The following is a 15,297-nucleotide window of genomic DNA, read 5'->3' on the forward strand; positions in this document are numbered from 1 at the left end:
CGCCGAACCATGACCGAGGGTTCGGCGGCGCAAGTCGGCTGTTTCGGGGCTGGAGCCGTTCATATCACTGGATCCGCGAGCACCCGGAACGGTTCCGTGATGCCGGGTCCAAATTCGCCAGCAAGGCAATCGGCGACCATCTCTGCGGTTGCGGCCGAAAGCGTCCACCCGAGATGGCCGTGGCCGGTGTTGTAGAAGACGCCCGGCATCCTGCCTCGACCGACCCGCGGCATCATGTTCGGCATCATCGGACGCAACCCGGCCCAGGGCACGACACGGTTGGTGTCGACAGAGGGGAACAGTGCTCGCGTCCAGTCAACCAGCGGCTTGATGCGATCCTGGCGGATGTCGCGGTTCATGCCGTTGAACTCCGCCGTTCCGGCGACGCGAAAGCGCGTGGCGCCCAATCGGCTGGTCACGATCTTGGCGCCATCATCGAGCAGGCTGACCCAAGGCGCCGCTCTCTGGCTCCGCTCGTCGTCGAGGTGCACGGTGATCGAATAGCCTTTTACAGGGTAGATGTTCAGCCGGTCGCCGAGCATCGCCGCGAGGTCGCGGCTTGCGGAACCGGCGCATATGACGACATTGTCGGCATCGATCTCTTCGACATGAGCCCCGCCTGAAGGCTCGTCACGCGAGTACTGGACGCGGAAAGTTTCGTCCCGAGCGATCTGCCTCACGGTGGCGTCAAACACGAAGCGCACGCCCCGCCTCTCGCAGGCCCTGGCGAGACCGCGGACGAACTTGTGGATGTCGCCGGTGGAATCCGACGGGGTATAGAAGCCTCCGAAGAAGTCGCCATGCAGCGTCGGCTCGATCGACTTCACCTCTGAGGCCGTCACCGGATGACGGTCAAGCCCTCCCTCCACCAGAATGGCATTGACCTTCAGCGCGTGCTGGAAACTCTGCTTGTCCCGGTAGAAGTGGAGGATGCCGCGACGTTCGTGATCGAAATCGATGCTCTCGCGCTCGGCGATGGCGAAGAGATGCTTGCGTGCGGCGATGGCGAGCCGTGTCGTCTCAACCGTGTTGTCGCGATAGTTCTTGATGTTGAAAATAAATTCGCCAAACCAGGCATATTTGTGCCAGGTCGGCGCTGGATTCATGAGGAGCGGTGCATCGCGCCTCAACATCCACTTCATTCCCTTGATGATCGTCGACCAGCTGTTCCAGACCTCCGCATTGCTCGCGGAAAGTTGGCCACCATTGGCGAACGATGTTTCCATGCCCGCGTAGCGCTGACGCTCGATCACCGTAACGGAATAGCCGCGATTGAGAAGGGCGTAGGCGGTGGTCACGCCGGTGATACCGGCGCCGATGACGACAACATGTGGCATTTCGCTCTCCGCGATCAAAGTTGGGAAGCGGACCGAAGCCCGCGGCTTGTCCCCAATCTGTCGCTGTACCTGAGAGATTAACCGCGACGGCTCAGCCGTCGCGGCGGTCCCCTTCGGTGGGCACTCGAAGTGCCACTCTCCAGATCGTTCAGCTGCACGGTCACTTTTGCCTGAGAGTTTCCTGGGGGTTGCTCCTTCGGCGCCGGTCAACACCGTCACGACGGCGACCGATCTCTCCCATGCAGCCTATTGAACGCGATAGGTTCTTCTCTCTTGCGCCTCCGCAATTGGAGTCGGCCTGTCAATTGCCAACGTCGTAAAGAGTCGTGGTCGTCTCGACCGCTTCGTCATGCAGACCAGCGCGCTCTACCGCCGCCGCGGCGAGTTGCCGGGCTTTGCGCCGAATCTGCGCCTCGTCGACTCCCTGCACCTTGCCGTCGACATATGACGGCTTCCCGTCAACCCAGGTTTGCACGATCGAAGCGGTCGATGCGGAGAATACCAGAGCCTGCAGTGGGTCGTAGAACGGCGTCCATTCGACGTGGTCCAGGTCGAAGAGGACGAAATCGGCCTTCTTGCCGATTTCCAGCGAACCGATCTCGTCGTCCCACATCAACGCCTTTGCACCTTCGATGGTCGCGGCGCGCAGTGCTTGTCGTGCGGTGAAGATGTCCGGTTGCAGGCGGGCGTCCTTGAACATGCCGGCGACGAGCAGCATTTGCCGCATGAGGTTCATGTTGCCGGCGGCCGACACGCCATCGGTGCCGAGGCCGACTTTAACACCGGCCTTCACCATCTCTGGATATTTTCCGATCGCGGTTGCTCCCTTCCCCAGCTTGAATGACGAGCATGGGCAGAAGGCGACGCTGGCGCCACGTTCGGCGAGAAGACGGACCTCTTCGTCGGAAACGGCCGCGCCGTGGGCGATCACCAGGTTCTTTCCGATGCCCCCGGCCCGATCGATGCGGGTGATGGGCCAGCAGCCATATTTCCTCTCGCAGACCTTTGCCTCCTCGATCGAGGTCGCGAGATGGTAGGTGGTGCCGACGCCAAGCCTCTCGGCCAATTTCACCGCTCCAACGTGGAGTTCGAGGCTACACGGCTCCTTGCCCTCGATATTGACCCAGCAACGTGCACGGCCGTCGAGGGCTCCGTTGTAGCGGACGACACAATCCTCGAGCACCTTGAGTGCCGCTTGGGCGTTCGGGAAGAAATGATGATCCACCATTTCCTTGGTCCAGCCGCGGGGGAGCTCAGGCGGAGGATTGTCGGCCGCGTGCCGCCCGGTGATGCCGCGAATGCCGACCTTTTCCATCGCGCGAATGACGATGCCGGGATCGTATTGCGAGCCCATGTCAAGAAAACAAGTGGTGCCACAGCGCAGCATCTCAGTGATGCCCAACAGCGCGCCCCAATATTCGTCTTCTTCGGTGATGTGAGCGTAAAACGGCTTAGCCCAGTGGAACACCCAGGCGCGGGTATTGAGATTATCCGGAAAGACCGCGCGCGACAGCGTCTCCGAAAGATGAACGTGGCTGTCGACGAAGCCCGGGCAGACACCGAGCATCTTGCCATCGATCACCTTGTCGAAACCGACCTTCTTTTGCCGCGCGGCCACGTCATCGGCTTGACCGATATCCGCGATACGGTCGTCTTCGACGACGAGGCTCGCGTTGCGCACAACCGTGTCGTTCTCGTCGACCGTAAAAGCAAAGTTCAAGTCCTTGATCAGCGTGCGCATGCCTCTTCACCCACTACTCTGCCATCACGATCGCCCCGCCGGCGCACCGCGCCGGGACGCCGGGCGATGTCGAGCGATCTTCAAACGAGCGAAACAGCTCGTCCCCTTGGAGCCACCGTCAAGCGACGGCAGCCCTGCGCACAGCCCCGCTCCTCTTGGCCGTACCCACGGGAATCAGCCGGTCGGTGTCGGCGTAGTCGGAAAGCAGTTCCGACCCATTGGCGGTCACCAGCAGCATATCCTTGTTCTGCATGCCGAAGCCATGGCCGGTGTCGTAACAAAGCGGTTCGAAACCGAGCACCATGTTCTCCTCGAGCGGCGCGTCGTTGCCCGGCTTGCCTAGCACCGGCGTCAGTCCGAGATAGGGATCTTCGTGCAGGTGCAGGCCGATGCCGTGACCCACGAACGAGATCGGCGGCAGACCGAGCTTGGCGAGCTTCGTAATGAACGCATCGTAGATGCTGCGACAGCTCGCACCCGGCTTCACCTTCTCCATGATCTCGTATTTGCATTCGACCAGATGCGCCCAGATCTTCTCGGCCATGGGCGGCGCCTCGCCGACGATCGCCGTGCGGCAAACGCCGGCCTGATAACCGTCGATGACCGAGAAAATCTCCACGCGGCAGACGTCTCCACGCTTCAAGATGCGCTCCGACGGGCCGACGTTCGGCAAGACGCTGCGCTCGCCGGTCGCCACGATCATCAGCTTGAAGTGATCGGCGCCCAGAGTATAGACATTGCGCGTCAAGTGCCCGGCGATGTCCATTTCGGAATTGCCCTCGTCGACCACGGCTAGTGTGTCGGTAATGGCCTGGTCGGCAATGCGGGAAAGCCTGCGCAAGAGCGCAATCTCCTCCGAAGTCTTGATCTGACGGAGCCGGGCCAGGATCGGCTCGGCGCGCTCGAACTTCGCGGCCGGCATGGCCGCGAGCAAACGGGCAAAATCACCTGCCGGCAGGTAATCCATTTCGAGTCCAATGCGAGCCTGAGCAAGTCCGAGCCCCGCGAGCTGGTCGGCGAGCACAAGCATGGGATCGTCCGAGAATTCCGCCCAAATGCGCGTCGGCACGTCCGGCTGGCGACGCTTGATCGTCGACGCCTCCATATCGACGCCGAATAATGCCGAGCGGCCGTCGGCAGTGACGATGGTCATTGCATGGCGGTGACGGATGAGCGGTTGCGAGGGGACCACGAACCCCGCTGTGTACGAGAAATTCTCAGGCGAAGAGCAGATGATGGCATCCAGCCCATGCTGAGACATTGACTTGACTTGTTTCGCGACAATTTCCGCCCGCATGACTGCTCCCTTTTTTCAACTTCGTGCTGCGCGCTTAATCCCGCACGCGGTACTTTTCGATTTTCTTCTGGTCGACCTCGATACCCATTCCCGGCCCGGATGGAACGACGATTGCACCGTCGACGACCTTCATCGGCTCGACGAGCAGATCGTCCTTGTAGTAGATGCCGGCCACCTGACCGTGCTGGAATTCCGCCGGCGTCGAAATCGGAATGACGCAGGACAGGGTCACGGAGGGTGAGGCTGCGGCGAGTTGGACGTTGGCAAGATTGCCGATGCCGGTCTCGATCGAACCGTTGACGTTGCAGATGATGCCCGCCGCCCGGCACACCGCCCCGACTTCCATGGCCTTGTAAAGACCACCAGCCTTTGTCGTATAGATGGACACGATTTGGATGCCGCCGGACCGAACGATCTGGATCGAATCGTGCGCGTTCCAGGCCGACTCGTCGGCCATGACGGGCGCGTCGATGCGACGACCAACCTCGGCAATGCGCTCGATGCCCATGACGGGCTGCTCGACATATTTCAGCCGATTCTTCTCCATCCTGCGAACGACTTGAACGGCCTCGCCAGGCGTCTTGTAGCCTTCGTTGGCGTCCACGCAGATTTCGACGGCATTGCCGGCGACCTCGCGAACGGCATCGACCATTGCAACGTCTCGATCCGGATCGACCCCGATCTTCACCTTGATGGTTCGCACGCCCTCCTGCACGAGCCTTGCAACCTCGACGCGCGCCTCTTCGATCGAGATCAAGCCGATGGAATGTGTCACCGGCACACGATCGCGCGCCCTACCGCCGAGGAGGGCACTGACGGGGATATCGAGCCAGCGACCGGCAAGGTCGTAGGCGGCGAACTCGACGGCAGCCTTGGAATAGGGGTAACCCCTGATCACTGCGTCCATTCGCGCGTGCAGTTCGGCGATATTACCGAGCTCGACGCCGATGATCGCGGGAGCCAGATAGGTGTCGATCACGACGCGCGTGATCAAGGTGGATTCGCCAAAATACCGGCCGAACTCGCCGCCCCAGTCCTTGAGTGCCGGCGCCTCGCCCCAACCAACGCGACCGTCGCTGTCAGTCATCTTGACGATGACGTATCGACCGATCACCTCAGTCAGACCTGCCCATTTGTGCTCTCGCCGGGTCGGCAGTTGGACAATCAATGTTTCGACGGATTTGATCGTGGGCAAATGGGCCTGCCTTATTTGGTTTTGGTTTCGCGCTCAGTTTGTTAGGGTCGAAAAGCAAGATCATCGATCGTGATCACACTTTATGATCATAAATCGCGACGGTCAAGTGTCGCGGCGCCGGCATTGCGCCTAGCTTAGGCGCCGGTTGCCCGCGGGTCAGAGGAGGAAAAATTGACGATCGTCGAAGCGACAAACTACTTCGCCAAGCAGGGTCAGGCGCCGGCGGTGCTCCAACAGCGCCGCCAGGCAAGCGGCATCCGCCGCGAACTCGGCCTGGATCCCGGTGAGATCCTTGTCCTGCGCGAGGGCAATGGACCCGACGTCAGGTGGGAGTGCAGATTTCCCTCTCGTGCAGCATATGAGGCCGATATGGCGGCGCGAGCCGGCTCAGAGGCGTTTGCTCAAGCGCGCCGGGTGATGCATACGCTGGTGGAGCGGTTCGAGCGGCACATCTATGAAATGGATGACGGCCGCTAGAGCGCTGTCGCTCACACTGCCTCTGCTTGACCGAGCAGCCTGAGCCCATCGGCGCATCCCGGTCTCCCTGGAATGGCGAAGGGCCCGCTCAATCAGCGGACTATCGGAGATGCCGATAGGTCGCATTGGAAATGCTGATTTTTAAAACCGCTCTAATGGTGAGAGCTTCCTCCGACAGCCGTCCAACAGAACGGAGCAAAGGGGAGCCGATGTCATTCATCCAGAACACTTGGTATGCCGCAGCATGGTCGCGTGAAATTACACGCAGCTTGTTGTCACGAAAGATCGCCAACGAAAGCATCGTCTTCTACCGCAAGGAAGCTGGCGATATCGCCGCGCTTACTGATCGGTGCCCGCATCGCTTCGTCCCGCTGCACCTCGGAAAGCTCAAAGGCGACATCGTCGAATGCGGCTATCATGGGCTGTGCTTCGATCCGAGCGGCGCATGCACACTTAACCCGCATGGCGATGGCGCGATCCCGAGGGCGGCTAAGGTCAAGAGCTACAAGGTCGTGGAGAAACATGACGTAGCGTGGGTCTGGCTGGGGGATGCAAGCAAGGCGGACGAGTCCTTGATCGCGGACTTCAGCGTTTTGACCAACCCGAAGTTTCGCACGGTCAGCAGCTATCTCCACGTCCAGGCCAATTATCAGCTGGTTTCTGACAATTTGCTCGATTTGAGCCACGGGCAGTACCTTCACCCGATGTTCAAGAATGCGGAGGGGCCGCCCAAATTCGAGGCGGAAAAGGAACCGCAACCCGATGAAGTTTGGGCAAAATTCTCGCGCCCCAATCAGCTGCCGAACAAGTATTTTCAGATGCTGGGCTTTCCAAAGGATCAGCGAGGCGACCATCGTAACTTCATGCGGTGGAACGCCCCGTCGCTCCTCCTGCTCGACGTCGGCATGACGGGCGTCAACAGGCCGGCAGAAGAAGGGATTTCAATTCCCACGTCTCACCTGCTCACGCCGGAGACGGAAACGTCGACGCACTATTTCTGGGCTATGTCGCGCGATTTCCGCCAGGACGAAGATGATCTCAGCCAAGAATTGCTAAGGGCCGGCGTCGCTCTCTTCGACGACGAAGACAAGCCGGTTATCGAGGCTCAGCAGCGCATGATCAACACCCAGGACTTGATGTCGCTGAAGCCAGTTCTTCTCCAGACTGACGGCCCCGCGGTCAGAGCACGGCGGATCGTAGAGGCCCAGCTCAAAGCCGAGCAGCCGTAACGGCGTAGCGTTCGGCCGCCCGACCGCGAGTCAATAAGCGACGAGCGCTGAGCGTCTCAAGCTACTCAGGTAGCAGGGTCAATCGTTTTCCGCTGGCAGACCGGGCGTCTGCCCCTCCCTGACTTGGCCGCCGCATCAGACCGGCGGCCTTTTTTTTGCGTCACGCAATCTGGACATCGCTAGATGTCGAGAACCAGTTCCTCGGACAAGGACCGAGAACAACAGATCGTTATCCTGTCGTTCCTTTGCTTCTCGGCATCGGTCTGAAAGGAATCCCTGTGCTCAGGTCGGCCCGCGAGGACCTTCGTAAGGCACGTTCCACATATTCCTTGTTCGCAGGAAAGGTCGACGCAGACTCCATTCTCCTCGAGGACCGAAGCGATCGATTTGTCGCCGGGCACAACAAGTCGTCGGCCGCTGCGCGATGCCACGACCGTGAACGATGCCCCGCCCTTCGCCTCGCCCGCGGAGAAGCTTTCGGTGTGAATCCTCTCCTCGAGGCAGCCAGCTTTTCTCGCCGCCGAAAGGGCAAAGTCGATGAAGCCTTTCGGTCCACATATGTAGATGCTCGTGCTGGAGCATACTCCGTTGAGATCCCGCTCTGGCTGAAATCGCTGCTCCGCCGGCCCATCGTCAACGTGCAGCCGAAATCGGCTAGCGAAGGGCGAGGCCGAGACTTCGTCGAGGAAGGGCGCACGATCCTGGGTCCGAACGCACAGGTGGAAGTCGAAATCATTGCCGATCGTCTGCAGCCGATAGGCCATCGAGAGAAGCGGAGTGATACCGATTCCCCCCGCCAGGAGGATCGCGCGTCCGCCATCTTCAACGAGCCCGAAATTGTTGCGCGGCCGCCCAATCTTGACGATCATTCCCTCACGAAAAGTCTCGTGAACCGCTCTGGATCCCCCTCTCGAGCCTGGATCGTTGAGGATCGCAAGTCTGTAATAGCCTGACTGGGAGGGATCATTGCAAACAGAATACTGCCGAACGAACTTGTCGGAGACATGGACATCAACATGCGATCCGGCAGAAGCACTCGGGAGTTCTTTTGACGTCGCGGATTCGAGCTCGATGCTCATGATATCGCGGGCAACGTAATGGAGCCTGCGAATCCTCACTTCCATCGTATGTTCTGGATCGACCATCGTTCCAATCCGACGCGTGTCATGAGCCACTAGCGGTTACCGCCGCAATGACTGGCCAAGGGCTGGATGTTATTCAATTCCCGAACTACGCGGAAATCGCTTTCCTGGAGACCAACTATCGGTCTGATCGATAGTATGCCCAAGTCCTGCGTATAAACGCCCCGCGCGGCCTCGGCGGCGAGCCTATGCGCCTCGAATGTCGGCAACGAGGCGTTCAACGTCGACAAGCAAGCCGGCGGACCGCTTGCTGAGTTCTTCGGCCGAACGAGACACGAGCTGCGCCGCTGCGCCGGTTTCGCTTGCCATCCGATTGACACGAACGATGTTGTCCGAGACCTGGTTCGTGCCGCGGGCCGCGTCCTGAATGTTGCGAGCGATCTGGCCAGTCGCAATGCCCTGCTGCTGAATTGCCGAGGCGATCGCCACCGTGATCTGGTTGATCGAGACGATCGTGCTACCGATGCCCTCGATGGCCTCGACCGCCTCCGTCGTCGCACCTTGCATGGCTTGTATCTGCGCGGAGATTGCCTCGGTTGCCTTCGCTGTTTGGCCAGCGAGCGACTTTACTTCATTTGCGACCACCGCGAAGCCGCTACCAGCCTCTCCAGCGCGCGCGGCCTCTATGGTGGCGTTGAGAGCCAGAAGATCGGTCTGACCGGCGATATTGGTGATCAATTTCACCACATCCCCGATCTTCTGGGCCGCGGCCGACAACCCATGCACGACTTCATTCGTGCGTTTGGCTTCATCGACGGCCTGTGAAGCAATCGTGGTCGATTGATCCACCTGGCGACCGATCTCATGAACCGACGCGGAAAGCTGCTCCGTTGCGGCGGCGACTGTCTGCACATTGGCCGAGGTTTGCTCTGCGGCAGCAGCGACCGTCGTCGCCTGTTCGCTCGCCTCTTCCGACGAAGCCGACATTCGCTGCGACGTGACGTGCATTTCGCGCGCTGCCTTGGCAAGCGTATCGAGCGATCTCCTGACCTCGGTTTCGAATTCATCGGCCATCCTGGTGATGAACTGCCTCTTTTCAACTTCGCTCTGCTGCCTCAGCTCGTCCTGAGCGTGACGCAAACGAACGGTCTCGGTCATGCCCTCCTTGAAGACCTGGACGGATCTGGCCATTGCGCCGATTTCGTCCTTTCTGTCCTGAGCGGGGATTGTCACCTCGGTTCCCCCGCTCGAGAGCTTGAGCATCGCCGTTGTCATTGCCGCGATGGGGTTGGCCACGTTGCGGCTGATCAGGAGAGATACTCCGGCCACGAGCAAGAGGATGAAGAAGACGATCCCTCCCAGGCGGCGCGCTTCGGTCCAGAAGATTTGGTCGATATCGTCGATATAGAGGGCGCTGGTCAGAACCCACCCGTATATCGGGACTTCAGTGGCATAGGTCAGGGTTTGCACCGGGTCGCTACCGCCGGGGCGCGGGAAGCTGAACGTAACGAAGCCGCCGCCACGAGCGGCGACCGCGACCGCTTCACGAAAGAAGTAGACGCCGTTTGCGTCTTTCGTTTGCGTCATATCCTTGCCCTCGACGGCTTGCTTGGGATGCACCTCGAGGATTCCCTGTTTGGTCGCGGCGTAGAAGGCGTTGTCCTTGTCGAAACGCAGCATGCGAAGCAGCGTTCTCGACCGTTCACGCGCTTCCAATTCTGACAGGCCGGCTTTGCGCCCGGCTTGGTTGTCGGCTTCGATCGCGGTGCGGGCCAGCAGAACCAGTTCTTTCACCTTCGCCTTTCTATCTTCGAGCAAGGTGTCCTTCAGGGTTGATAGACCGATGCCGGCGGTGCCGACCATCCCGAGAATTGACAACAAGACGACGATCAAGAGCTTGGTGGAGATGCGGAGCGATCCGAACATGCAATCAGTGTCCCGCGTTGGCAGAGTTGCGAGCCCGAGCGTTCACTTGGCGTGAGCTATTTCTTCAGGAGATCGTTGGTGTAGAAATCTGTAACCGGCTTGCTGACATCGACGCTCTCGGTTGCGGCGATCAGTTTCAACGCATCCGATATGGTCTTGTCGCTGATCCAGCCAGCCGGCCGGCTCTTCTCGAAATTCAGGGTGGCTGACGTGGCGACGATTTGCGCCTTGATCAACTCATCCGAAGGAGCTGCGCTCCAAGCGCCTTTCAGCGCCGCCGTCGCTGCCGCCGGCTCTGACCTTGTCAGCTCGATTGCCTCCTCGGTCGCTGCGAGGAAGCGCCTGAGCGGTTCGGATTTTTCGGCGATTCCCTTGTCGCTCACGACGACGGCCAGCCCAGGCACGGCGAGGCCGAACTTCGGCATGTCCAGCACAGGGAATTTTGTGCCGCTTCGCTCCTCGATGAGGGGCAGATCAACGTTGGTATAGACGCTGATGAGATCGACGCGCTTTTGCATGAATTGCGGAAATTTCACCTGCGGATCGACTTGAACCTTGTTGATCTTGTCGCAGTTGATCTTGTTGATCGCGCAGAAGACTTCCAGATAGGTCGTGGCCGGGTCTCCGACGGAGATCGCAAGCGATTTGCCTTCCATCTGCACGGGTGTCGTCACGGCCTTGTCGGGCCACGAAATGAGGACGAAGGGGGCTCGCTCCTGATATATCGCCGCAAGTTTGACCGGCATTCCTTTTCCGATTGCCGAGATCGCGAATATGGCCGGGACGATCACGACGTCTTCGTTGCCGCGTACAAGACCTCCGAGAGCTGCCTGTGCACCGGCGCCTTCTCCGAGAACGACTTCGATTCCCTTCTTTTCGTAGAGGCCCCTCGCTTTACCCAGGTAGAGGAAGCCATACTCCCCCTTCAGCTTCCAGCTGAACCTGACGTTCACGGTGTCCAGGGCCTGCACTGTCGTTGTCCAGAACGAGGCGGCAATCGAGACCGCAACAACCCCAAGAACCTGACGCATCTTCGACATAAGTCCCTCCTCTTCGGTTCTGTGGGCAATTTGTCCGTCGCAGAAACGGTCCCCTTGGCCGTACTTTGATCTCGTATTGTGATCACAATTCGGTTAATGTCAAGCGACTTGCTCGTCGGGAGAACCACAAAACACCCGGGCCGGCAGATGCGCATCGGGTACACTCGCCAGGGAAGGGAGCGAAGAGCTTCCTACGCACCGTGGAAACTTCGAAGAGAATACCCATGCGATTCCGGCACCTCGACATGAATCTGCTCGTCGCGTTGGACGCCATCTTGACCCAGCAGAACATATCGCGGGCGGCCGAGCGATTGTTGCTGAGCCAATCAGCGACCAGCGGAATCCTATCCAGGCTACGAGAGCATTTCGAGGACGAATTGCTGGTTCGTAATGGCCGCCGGATGGTTCTCACACCTCTGGCAGAGGAACTGGCGGGTCCGCTCCGCGCCATCCTGACCGAAACGGAAAAGCTTTTGGCCATACGCAGCTCTTTTGACCCGGCGACGTCCGAGCGAAATTTTACAATCGCCTGCTCGGATTACGTCTGGGCAACTCTCATCGTCGATATCCTTGCCGCGTTGCGTGCCGTCGCCCCCTCGGTGAATATATTCTACCAGGGTCCAAGCACCCGCTTCTTTCGCACCGAAATCGATTTCCTGATCGTCCCGGATCGATTCATGCTGGAAGATTGTCCGTTCGCTTCCCTCCCCTCGATCAGCTACGAATGTATCGTATGGAAGGAAAACGAGAGTGTCGGAGATAGCTTGACGCTCGAGCAGTTTCTCGAGATGCGTCATGCGCAGGCCTATAGCGAACGAGCAACGTTCATTGAGACTTGGTTCTTCAAGCAATTTGGCCGCGCGCCGCAGGCCGGGATAACGGCACCAAGTTTCACCCTGCTTCCGCAAGCCGTTATCGGGACTCAATTCCTCGCGCTCATTCCCGCAGATCTGGCAGATCGGGCCGCGACGACTCTCCCGATCAGAAGGGTCGAAGCGCCCATATCCCTCCCCCTCATGACCGACGTTCTTCAGTGGCGCATCTCACATGAGCGAGATCCCGGGCTGCAATGGCTGCGAACTCTCATTCTCGACGTTGCCCATCGAAGAAGCAACTCTCGATAGATGATGAGTTCCCGGTTGCGAGGTGTAGACACAGGGGTCTCGGCCAAGCCGCCATTACGTCGAATGCGTCGCACGGCTACAGTTGAAGAACGAAACCTCTATGCGTCTCATCTTCAGCAATCGACCACATTGACTGCGAGGCCGCCCAAACTCGTCTCCTTGTACTTGGTTCGCATGTCCTCTCCGGTCTGACGCATCGTTTCAATTACGGCATCGAGGGACACGTGATGCCGGCCATCACCATGCAACGCGAGCATCGTTGCGTTGATCGCCTTGATCGCGCCCATTGTGTTGCGCTCAATGCACGGGATCTGCACGAGGCCGCCGATCGGGTCACATGTGAGACCGAGATTATGCTCCATGCCGATTTCGGCCGCGTTCTCGATCTGCCGATTCGTGCCGCCTAGGACGGCCACAAGTCCTGCAGCCGCCATGGAGCAAGCTACGCCAACCTCGCCTTGGCAACCCATTTCGGCGGCGGATATCGAAGCGTTTCGCTTGTAGAGCATACCGATCGCGGACGCGGTCAGGAGAAAAATGCGGGCTTTTGCCGGGCTTGGATCCGGGAAGAATATCTCGGAAAATTTCAGAACCGCGGGTATGACGCCGGCAGCTCCATTCGTCGGGGCGGTGACGACGCGTCCCCCGGCTGCGTTCTCTTCATTGACCGCGAGAGCAAAAAGGCTGACCCACTCCATCACGTGAAATGGGTGTGTCGCCCCCTTCGACGATGCCTTGAGCTTGCTGAACAGACCTGGCGCACGGCGCGGTACATTCAGGCCACCGGGCAGAACACCCCCGTTGACACACCCGCGCTCGATGCAGCGCATCATTGCGTCGCGAACGCTATCCAGGAATGCGCTGGTTTCAGTCTCTTCCCGATGCGACAGCTCGTTGGCAGCAACGATTTCAGCAACCGACAAGCCGGTGCTCTCACCTATCGCGAGAAGTTCACGCCCTGTCGTGAATGGGTACGGCTCACATCCAACGTTTCGAACGGCGGAGTTGCTCGGCTGATCGCCTTCGCACACGATCGCGCCGCCGCCGACGGAGTAATAGGTTTGGCGAAGCAGGACTCCCGTATCCGAATGTGCGGCGAATTTCATGCCATTTGAGTGCTCCGGCAGGAACTCCCCGGTGCAGAATGCCAGGTGCTTACTCTCATCGAAGCCAACCGCATGGCGACCGCCAAGCATGACCTCGGAACGCGATCGGATCAGCCCGGCGATGATGGGTATGGCCTCAGGATCAACGGATTCTGGCAGCCAGCCCGATAGTCCCAGCAGAATGGCAATATCGGTGCGGTGACCTTTGCCGGTCAGCGCCAGTGACCCGTAGAGCTCGACGACGACGGAGCGACAGCGCCACAGATCTTCGCCCAGGCATTCGATGAATCGATGGGCCGCGCGCATCGGTCCAACGGTATGCGAGCTGGACGGGCCGATCCCGATCGTAAAGAGATCGAGTACACTGATCGGACCGGCTGAACGCCCGGGCGGCAAACCTGCAGTGGTGACTTTGTCGACGGTCTTGGACATGGGCGCGCATCTCAATCCGTTGATTGATTTTCAAATGCGCCCCATCTGTCTATTTGCCTGAGAGTATTATCCCGTCGGCGGGTGCCAAGGCACCTCTTTCCAGATGTTATTCCCTCACCCGCGGTCCTTGTTGCCTGAGAGTTTCCGGGGCGGTTGCTCCTTCGGCGTCGGCCGGAGCCGAGCTCTTCCGCAAGCGACGTCTATGGGACTCGACCTCCTGAGTCACGACATCAAATTCGTGGCTGCACTCCTCAAGTATTCTACTAAGCGGCTTGGGTCAACAATGAAGCGAAGATGCGAAGTCTTGCTGTTGTGCGGTCGTTCACGGGGTTGACTTGCCGATGGAGGGATTTCGGTCGGGGCGCTTTGCATTGAGCCATTTGGTCTTGTCGGTCAATCCGGAGTGCACAGCCAGCGATGAGTTACTTCGCTGAGGACTTCGATTGAATGCTGCTCACAGTGCTGGCTCGCGATATCGAAGATTTCAAGCGAATCCACCGGACTGAACTCTCGTGCCTTGCGGTGTAGGTATAGGACGCGGCGTTGGCATGGGGCTAAACGTGGGTCGGCCGTGCGGCGCTGGAGATGGAGCGGGCTGCGGGCGGGCGGGATCGGGAGCCGGTATCGGGGACTCGGAGACTGGGCAGGCCGGAAACGCCATGCGCTGGGTGCGCATCGAAGAGGCGGACATTCTGCCAGAACAGGCTGTCGATCAGGCCCGGCATGCCGTCGGCGCTGTTGATCTTGCGCAGGACGGTCTCGCTCGTGTCGTGCTGCCGGTCCGCGATCTGCGTGCCGGCAGAGCGCGCGGATGCCGGGGTCGTCGCTCCGCATCGGCACCGGTGTCGGCTGCCCTGCCTCGATCACGGCGACGGCTTCCAGCACCGCTTGCACCGCATGCACGGTCACCTCGTTGCGGTAGATGCTGGATTTTGCTGCACGCCGCATCGGGAAGGTCCGGAATGCCCAGATTGGTCCGGCGTCGAACTCCCCATCCGCCTGAAACACCGTGACGCCCCGCTCTGCGACGCCCTCCAGAATGGCGCAGTCGAGAGCCGCCGGTCCACGATCGCGGGCGGCCCCGGATGGACGATCAGGCAACGGACGCTGCGCCAGACATCCTCCGGGACCGCCCGCTTGAGGAACGACGCGATGACGAGATCCGGCTGATGCAGCTTCACGCTTTCGCGTGTGGTGTCGGCATGGATGTCGAGCTCGACCGAAACCGCGAGGCCGCGCTCGCGGAGCTCGGCATGCAGCCGCTGCGTCAGGCTGTTGAAGGGATGCGACATGAGCAGAATGCGCATCTTG

At 59.9% G+C, this 15,297-nt stretch carries 12 protein-coding genes and 2 riboswitches; of the genes, 3 read left to right on the plus strand and 9 right to left on the minus strand.

What is annotated here, in order from left to right:
* Nucleotides 1-59: 59 nt before the first annotated feature.
* The 4 genes from RAD10_RS24160 to RAD10_RS24175 all read right to left on the minus strand — a co-directional run bounded on the left by RAD10_RS24160 (nt 60) and on the right by RAD10_RS24175 (nt 5,570).
* Complete coding sequence (locus tag RAD10_RS24160; RefSeq protein WP_375849329.1) at nt 60-1,337, minus strand: D-amino acid dehydrogenase; 1,278 nt, start codon at nt 1,335-1,337, stop codon at nt 60-62.
* Nucleotides 1,338-1,484: 147 nt separating this feature from the next.
* A riboswitch (glycine riboswitch) is annotated at nt 1,485-1,587 on the minus strand.
* Between the two features lie 51 nt (nt 1,588-1,638).
* On the minus strand, nt 1,639-3,078 hold the full coding sequence (locus RAD10_RS24165) for an amidohydrolase family protein (RefSeq protein WP_270162996.1): 1,440 nt from the start codon (nt 3,076-3,078) through the stop codon (nt 1,639-1,641).
* Nucleotides 3,079-3,196: 118 nt separating this feature from the next.
* Entirely contained in the window at nt 3,197-4,375 is a 1,179-nt protein-coding gene (locus RAD10_RS24170) for a M24 family metallopeptidase (RefSeq protein WP_270162997.1), read from the minus strand.
* 34 nt (nt 4,376-4,409) lie between these two features.
* On the minus strand, nt 4,410-5,570 hold the full coding sequence (locus tag RAD10_RS24175) for a mandelate racemase/muconate lactonizing enzyme family protein (RefSeq protein ID WP_461619512.1): 1,161 nt from the start codon (nt 5,568-5,570) through the stop codon (nt 4,410-4,412).
* Nucleotides 5,571-5,741: 171 nt separating this feature from the next.
* Here RAD10_RS24175 and RAD10_RS24180 point away from each other — a divergent pair, with 171 nt between their 5' ends.
* Together RAD10_RS24180 and RAD10_RS24185 are read left to right on the plus strand one after the other, a co-directional pair.
* Nucleotides 5,742-6,047 carry a hypothetical protein gene (locus RAD10_RS24180; protein ID WP_270162999.1) on the plus strand — a complete coding sequence of 102 codons (306 nt, stop codon included), beginning with the start codon at nt 5,742-5,744 and terminating at the stop codon, nt 6,045-6,047.
* Between the two features lie 209 nt (nt 6,048-6,256).
* Nucleotides 6,257-7,276 carry an aromatic ring-hydroxylating dioxygenase subunit alpha gene (locus tag RAD10_RS24185; RefSeq protein WP_270163000.1) on the plus strand — a complete coding sequence of 340 codons (1,020 nt, stop codon included), beginning with the start codon at nt 6,257-6,259 and terminating at the stop codon, nt 7,274-7,276.
* A gap of 179 nt (nt 7,277-7,455) precedes the next feature.
* On the opposite strand, the gene RAD10_RS24190 is transcribed toward RAD10_RS24185, so the two are convergent.
* From RAD10_RS24190 to RAD10_RS24200, 3 genes are all read right to left on the minus strand, one after another.
* On the minus strand, nt 7,456-8,421 hold the full coding sequence (locus RAD10_RS24190) for a PDR/VanB family oxidoreductase (RefSeq protein ID WP_270163001.1): 966 nt from the start codon (nt 8,419-8,421) through the stop codon (nt 7,456-7,458).
* A gap of 183 nt (nt 8,422-8,604) precedes the next feature.
* Nucleotides 8,605-10,284, minus strand: coding sequence for a methyl-accepting chemotaxis protein (locus tag RAD10_RS24195; protein ID WP_270163003.1), 1,680 nt, complete (start codon nt 10,282-10,284; stop codon nt 8,605-8,607).
* A 56-nt stretch (nt 10,285-10,340) separates the two neighbouring features.
* Nucleotides 10,341-11,324: an ABC transporter substrate-binding protein gene (locus tag RAD10_RS24200; protein WP_461619513.1), complete on the minus strand. Its 984-nt coding sequence runs from the start codon at nt 11,322-11,324 to the stop codon at nt 10,341-10,343.
* Nucleotides 11,325-11,548: 224 nt separating this feature from the next.
* Here RAD10_RS24200 and RAD10_RS24205 point away from each other — a divergent pair, with 224 nt between their 5' ends.
* A complete protein-coding gene (locus RAD10_RS24205) occupies nt 11,549-12,448 on the plus strand; it encodes a LysR family transcriptional regulator (protein WP_270163006.1) in 900 nt (299 codons plus the stop codon).
* A 113-nt stretch (nt 12,449-12,561) separates the two neighbouring features.
* Here the strand turns inward: RAD10_RS24205 and RAD10_RS24210 are convergent, their stop codons facing one another.
* Both RAD10_RS24210 and RAD10_RS24215 read right to left on the minus strand, forming a co-directional pair.
* Complete coding sequence (locus RAD10_RS24210; RefSeq protein WP_270163007.1) at nt 12,562-13,986, minus strand: L-serine ammonia-lyase; 1,425 nt, start codon at nt 13,984-13,986, stop codon at nt 12,562-12,564.
* A gap of 111 nt (nt 13,987-14,097) precedes the next feature.
* Nucleotides 14,098-14,186, minus strand: a riboswitch (glycine riboswitch).
* A 705-nt stretch (nt 14,187-14,891) separates the two neighbouring features.
* The gene (locus RAD10_RS24215; protein ID WP_270163009.1) at nt 14,892-15,293 is read right to left on the minus strand and encodes a formyl transferase; all 402 of its coding nucleotides are present in this window, start codon (nt 15,291-15,293) and stop codon (nt 14,892-14,894) included.
* Nucleotides 15,294-15,297 lie beyond the last annotated feature (4 nt).

The sequence above is a fragment of the Bradyrhizobium sp. 23AC genome (assembly GCF_054863025.1).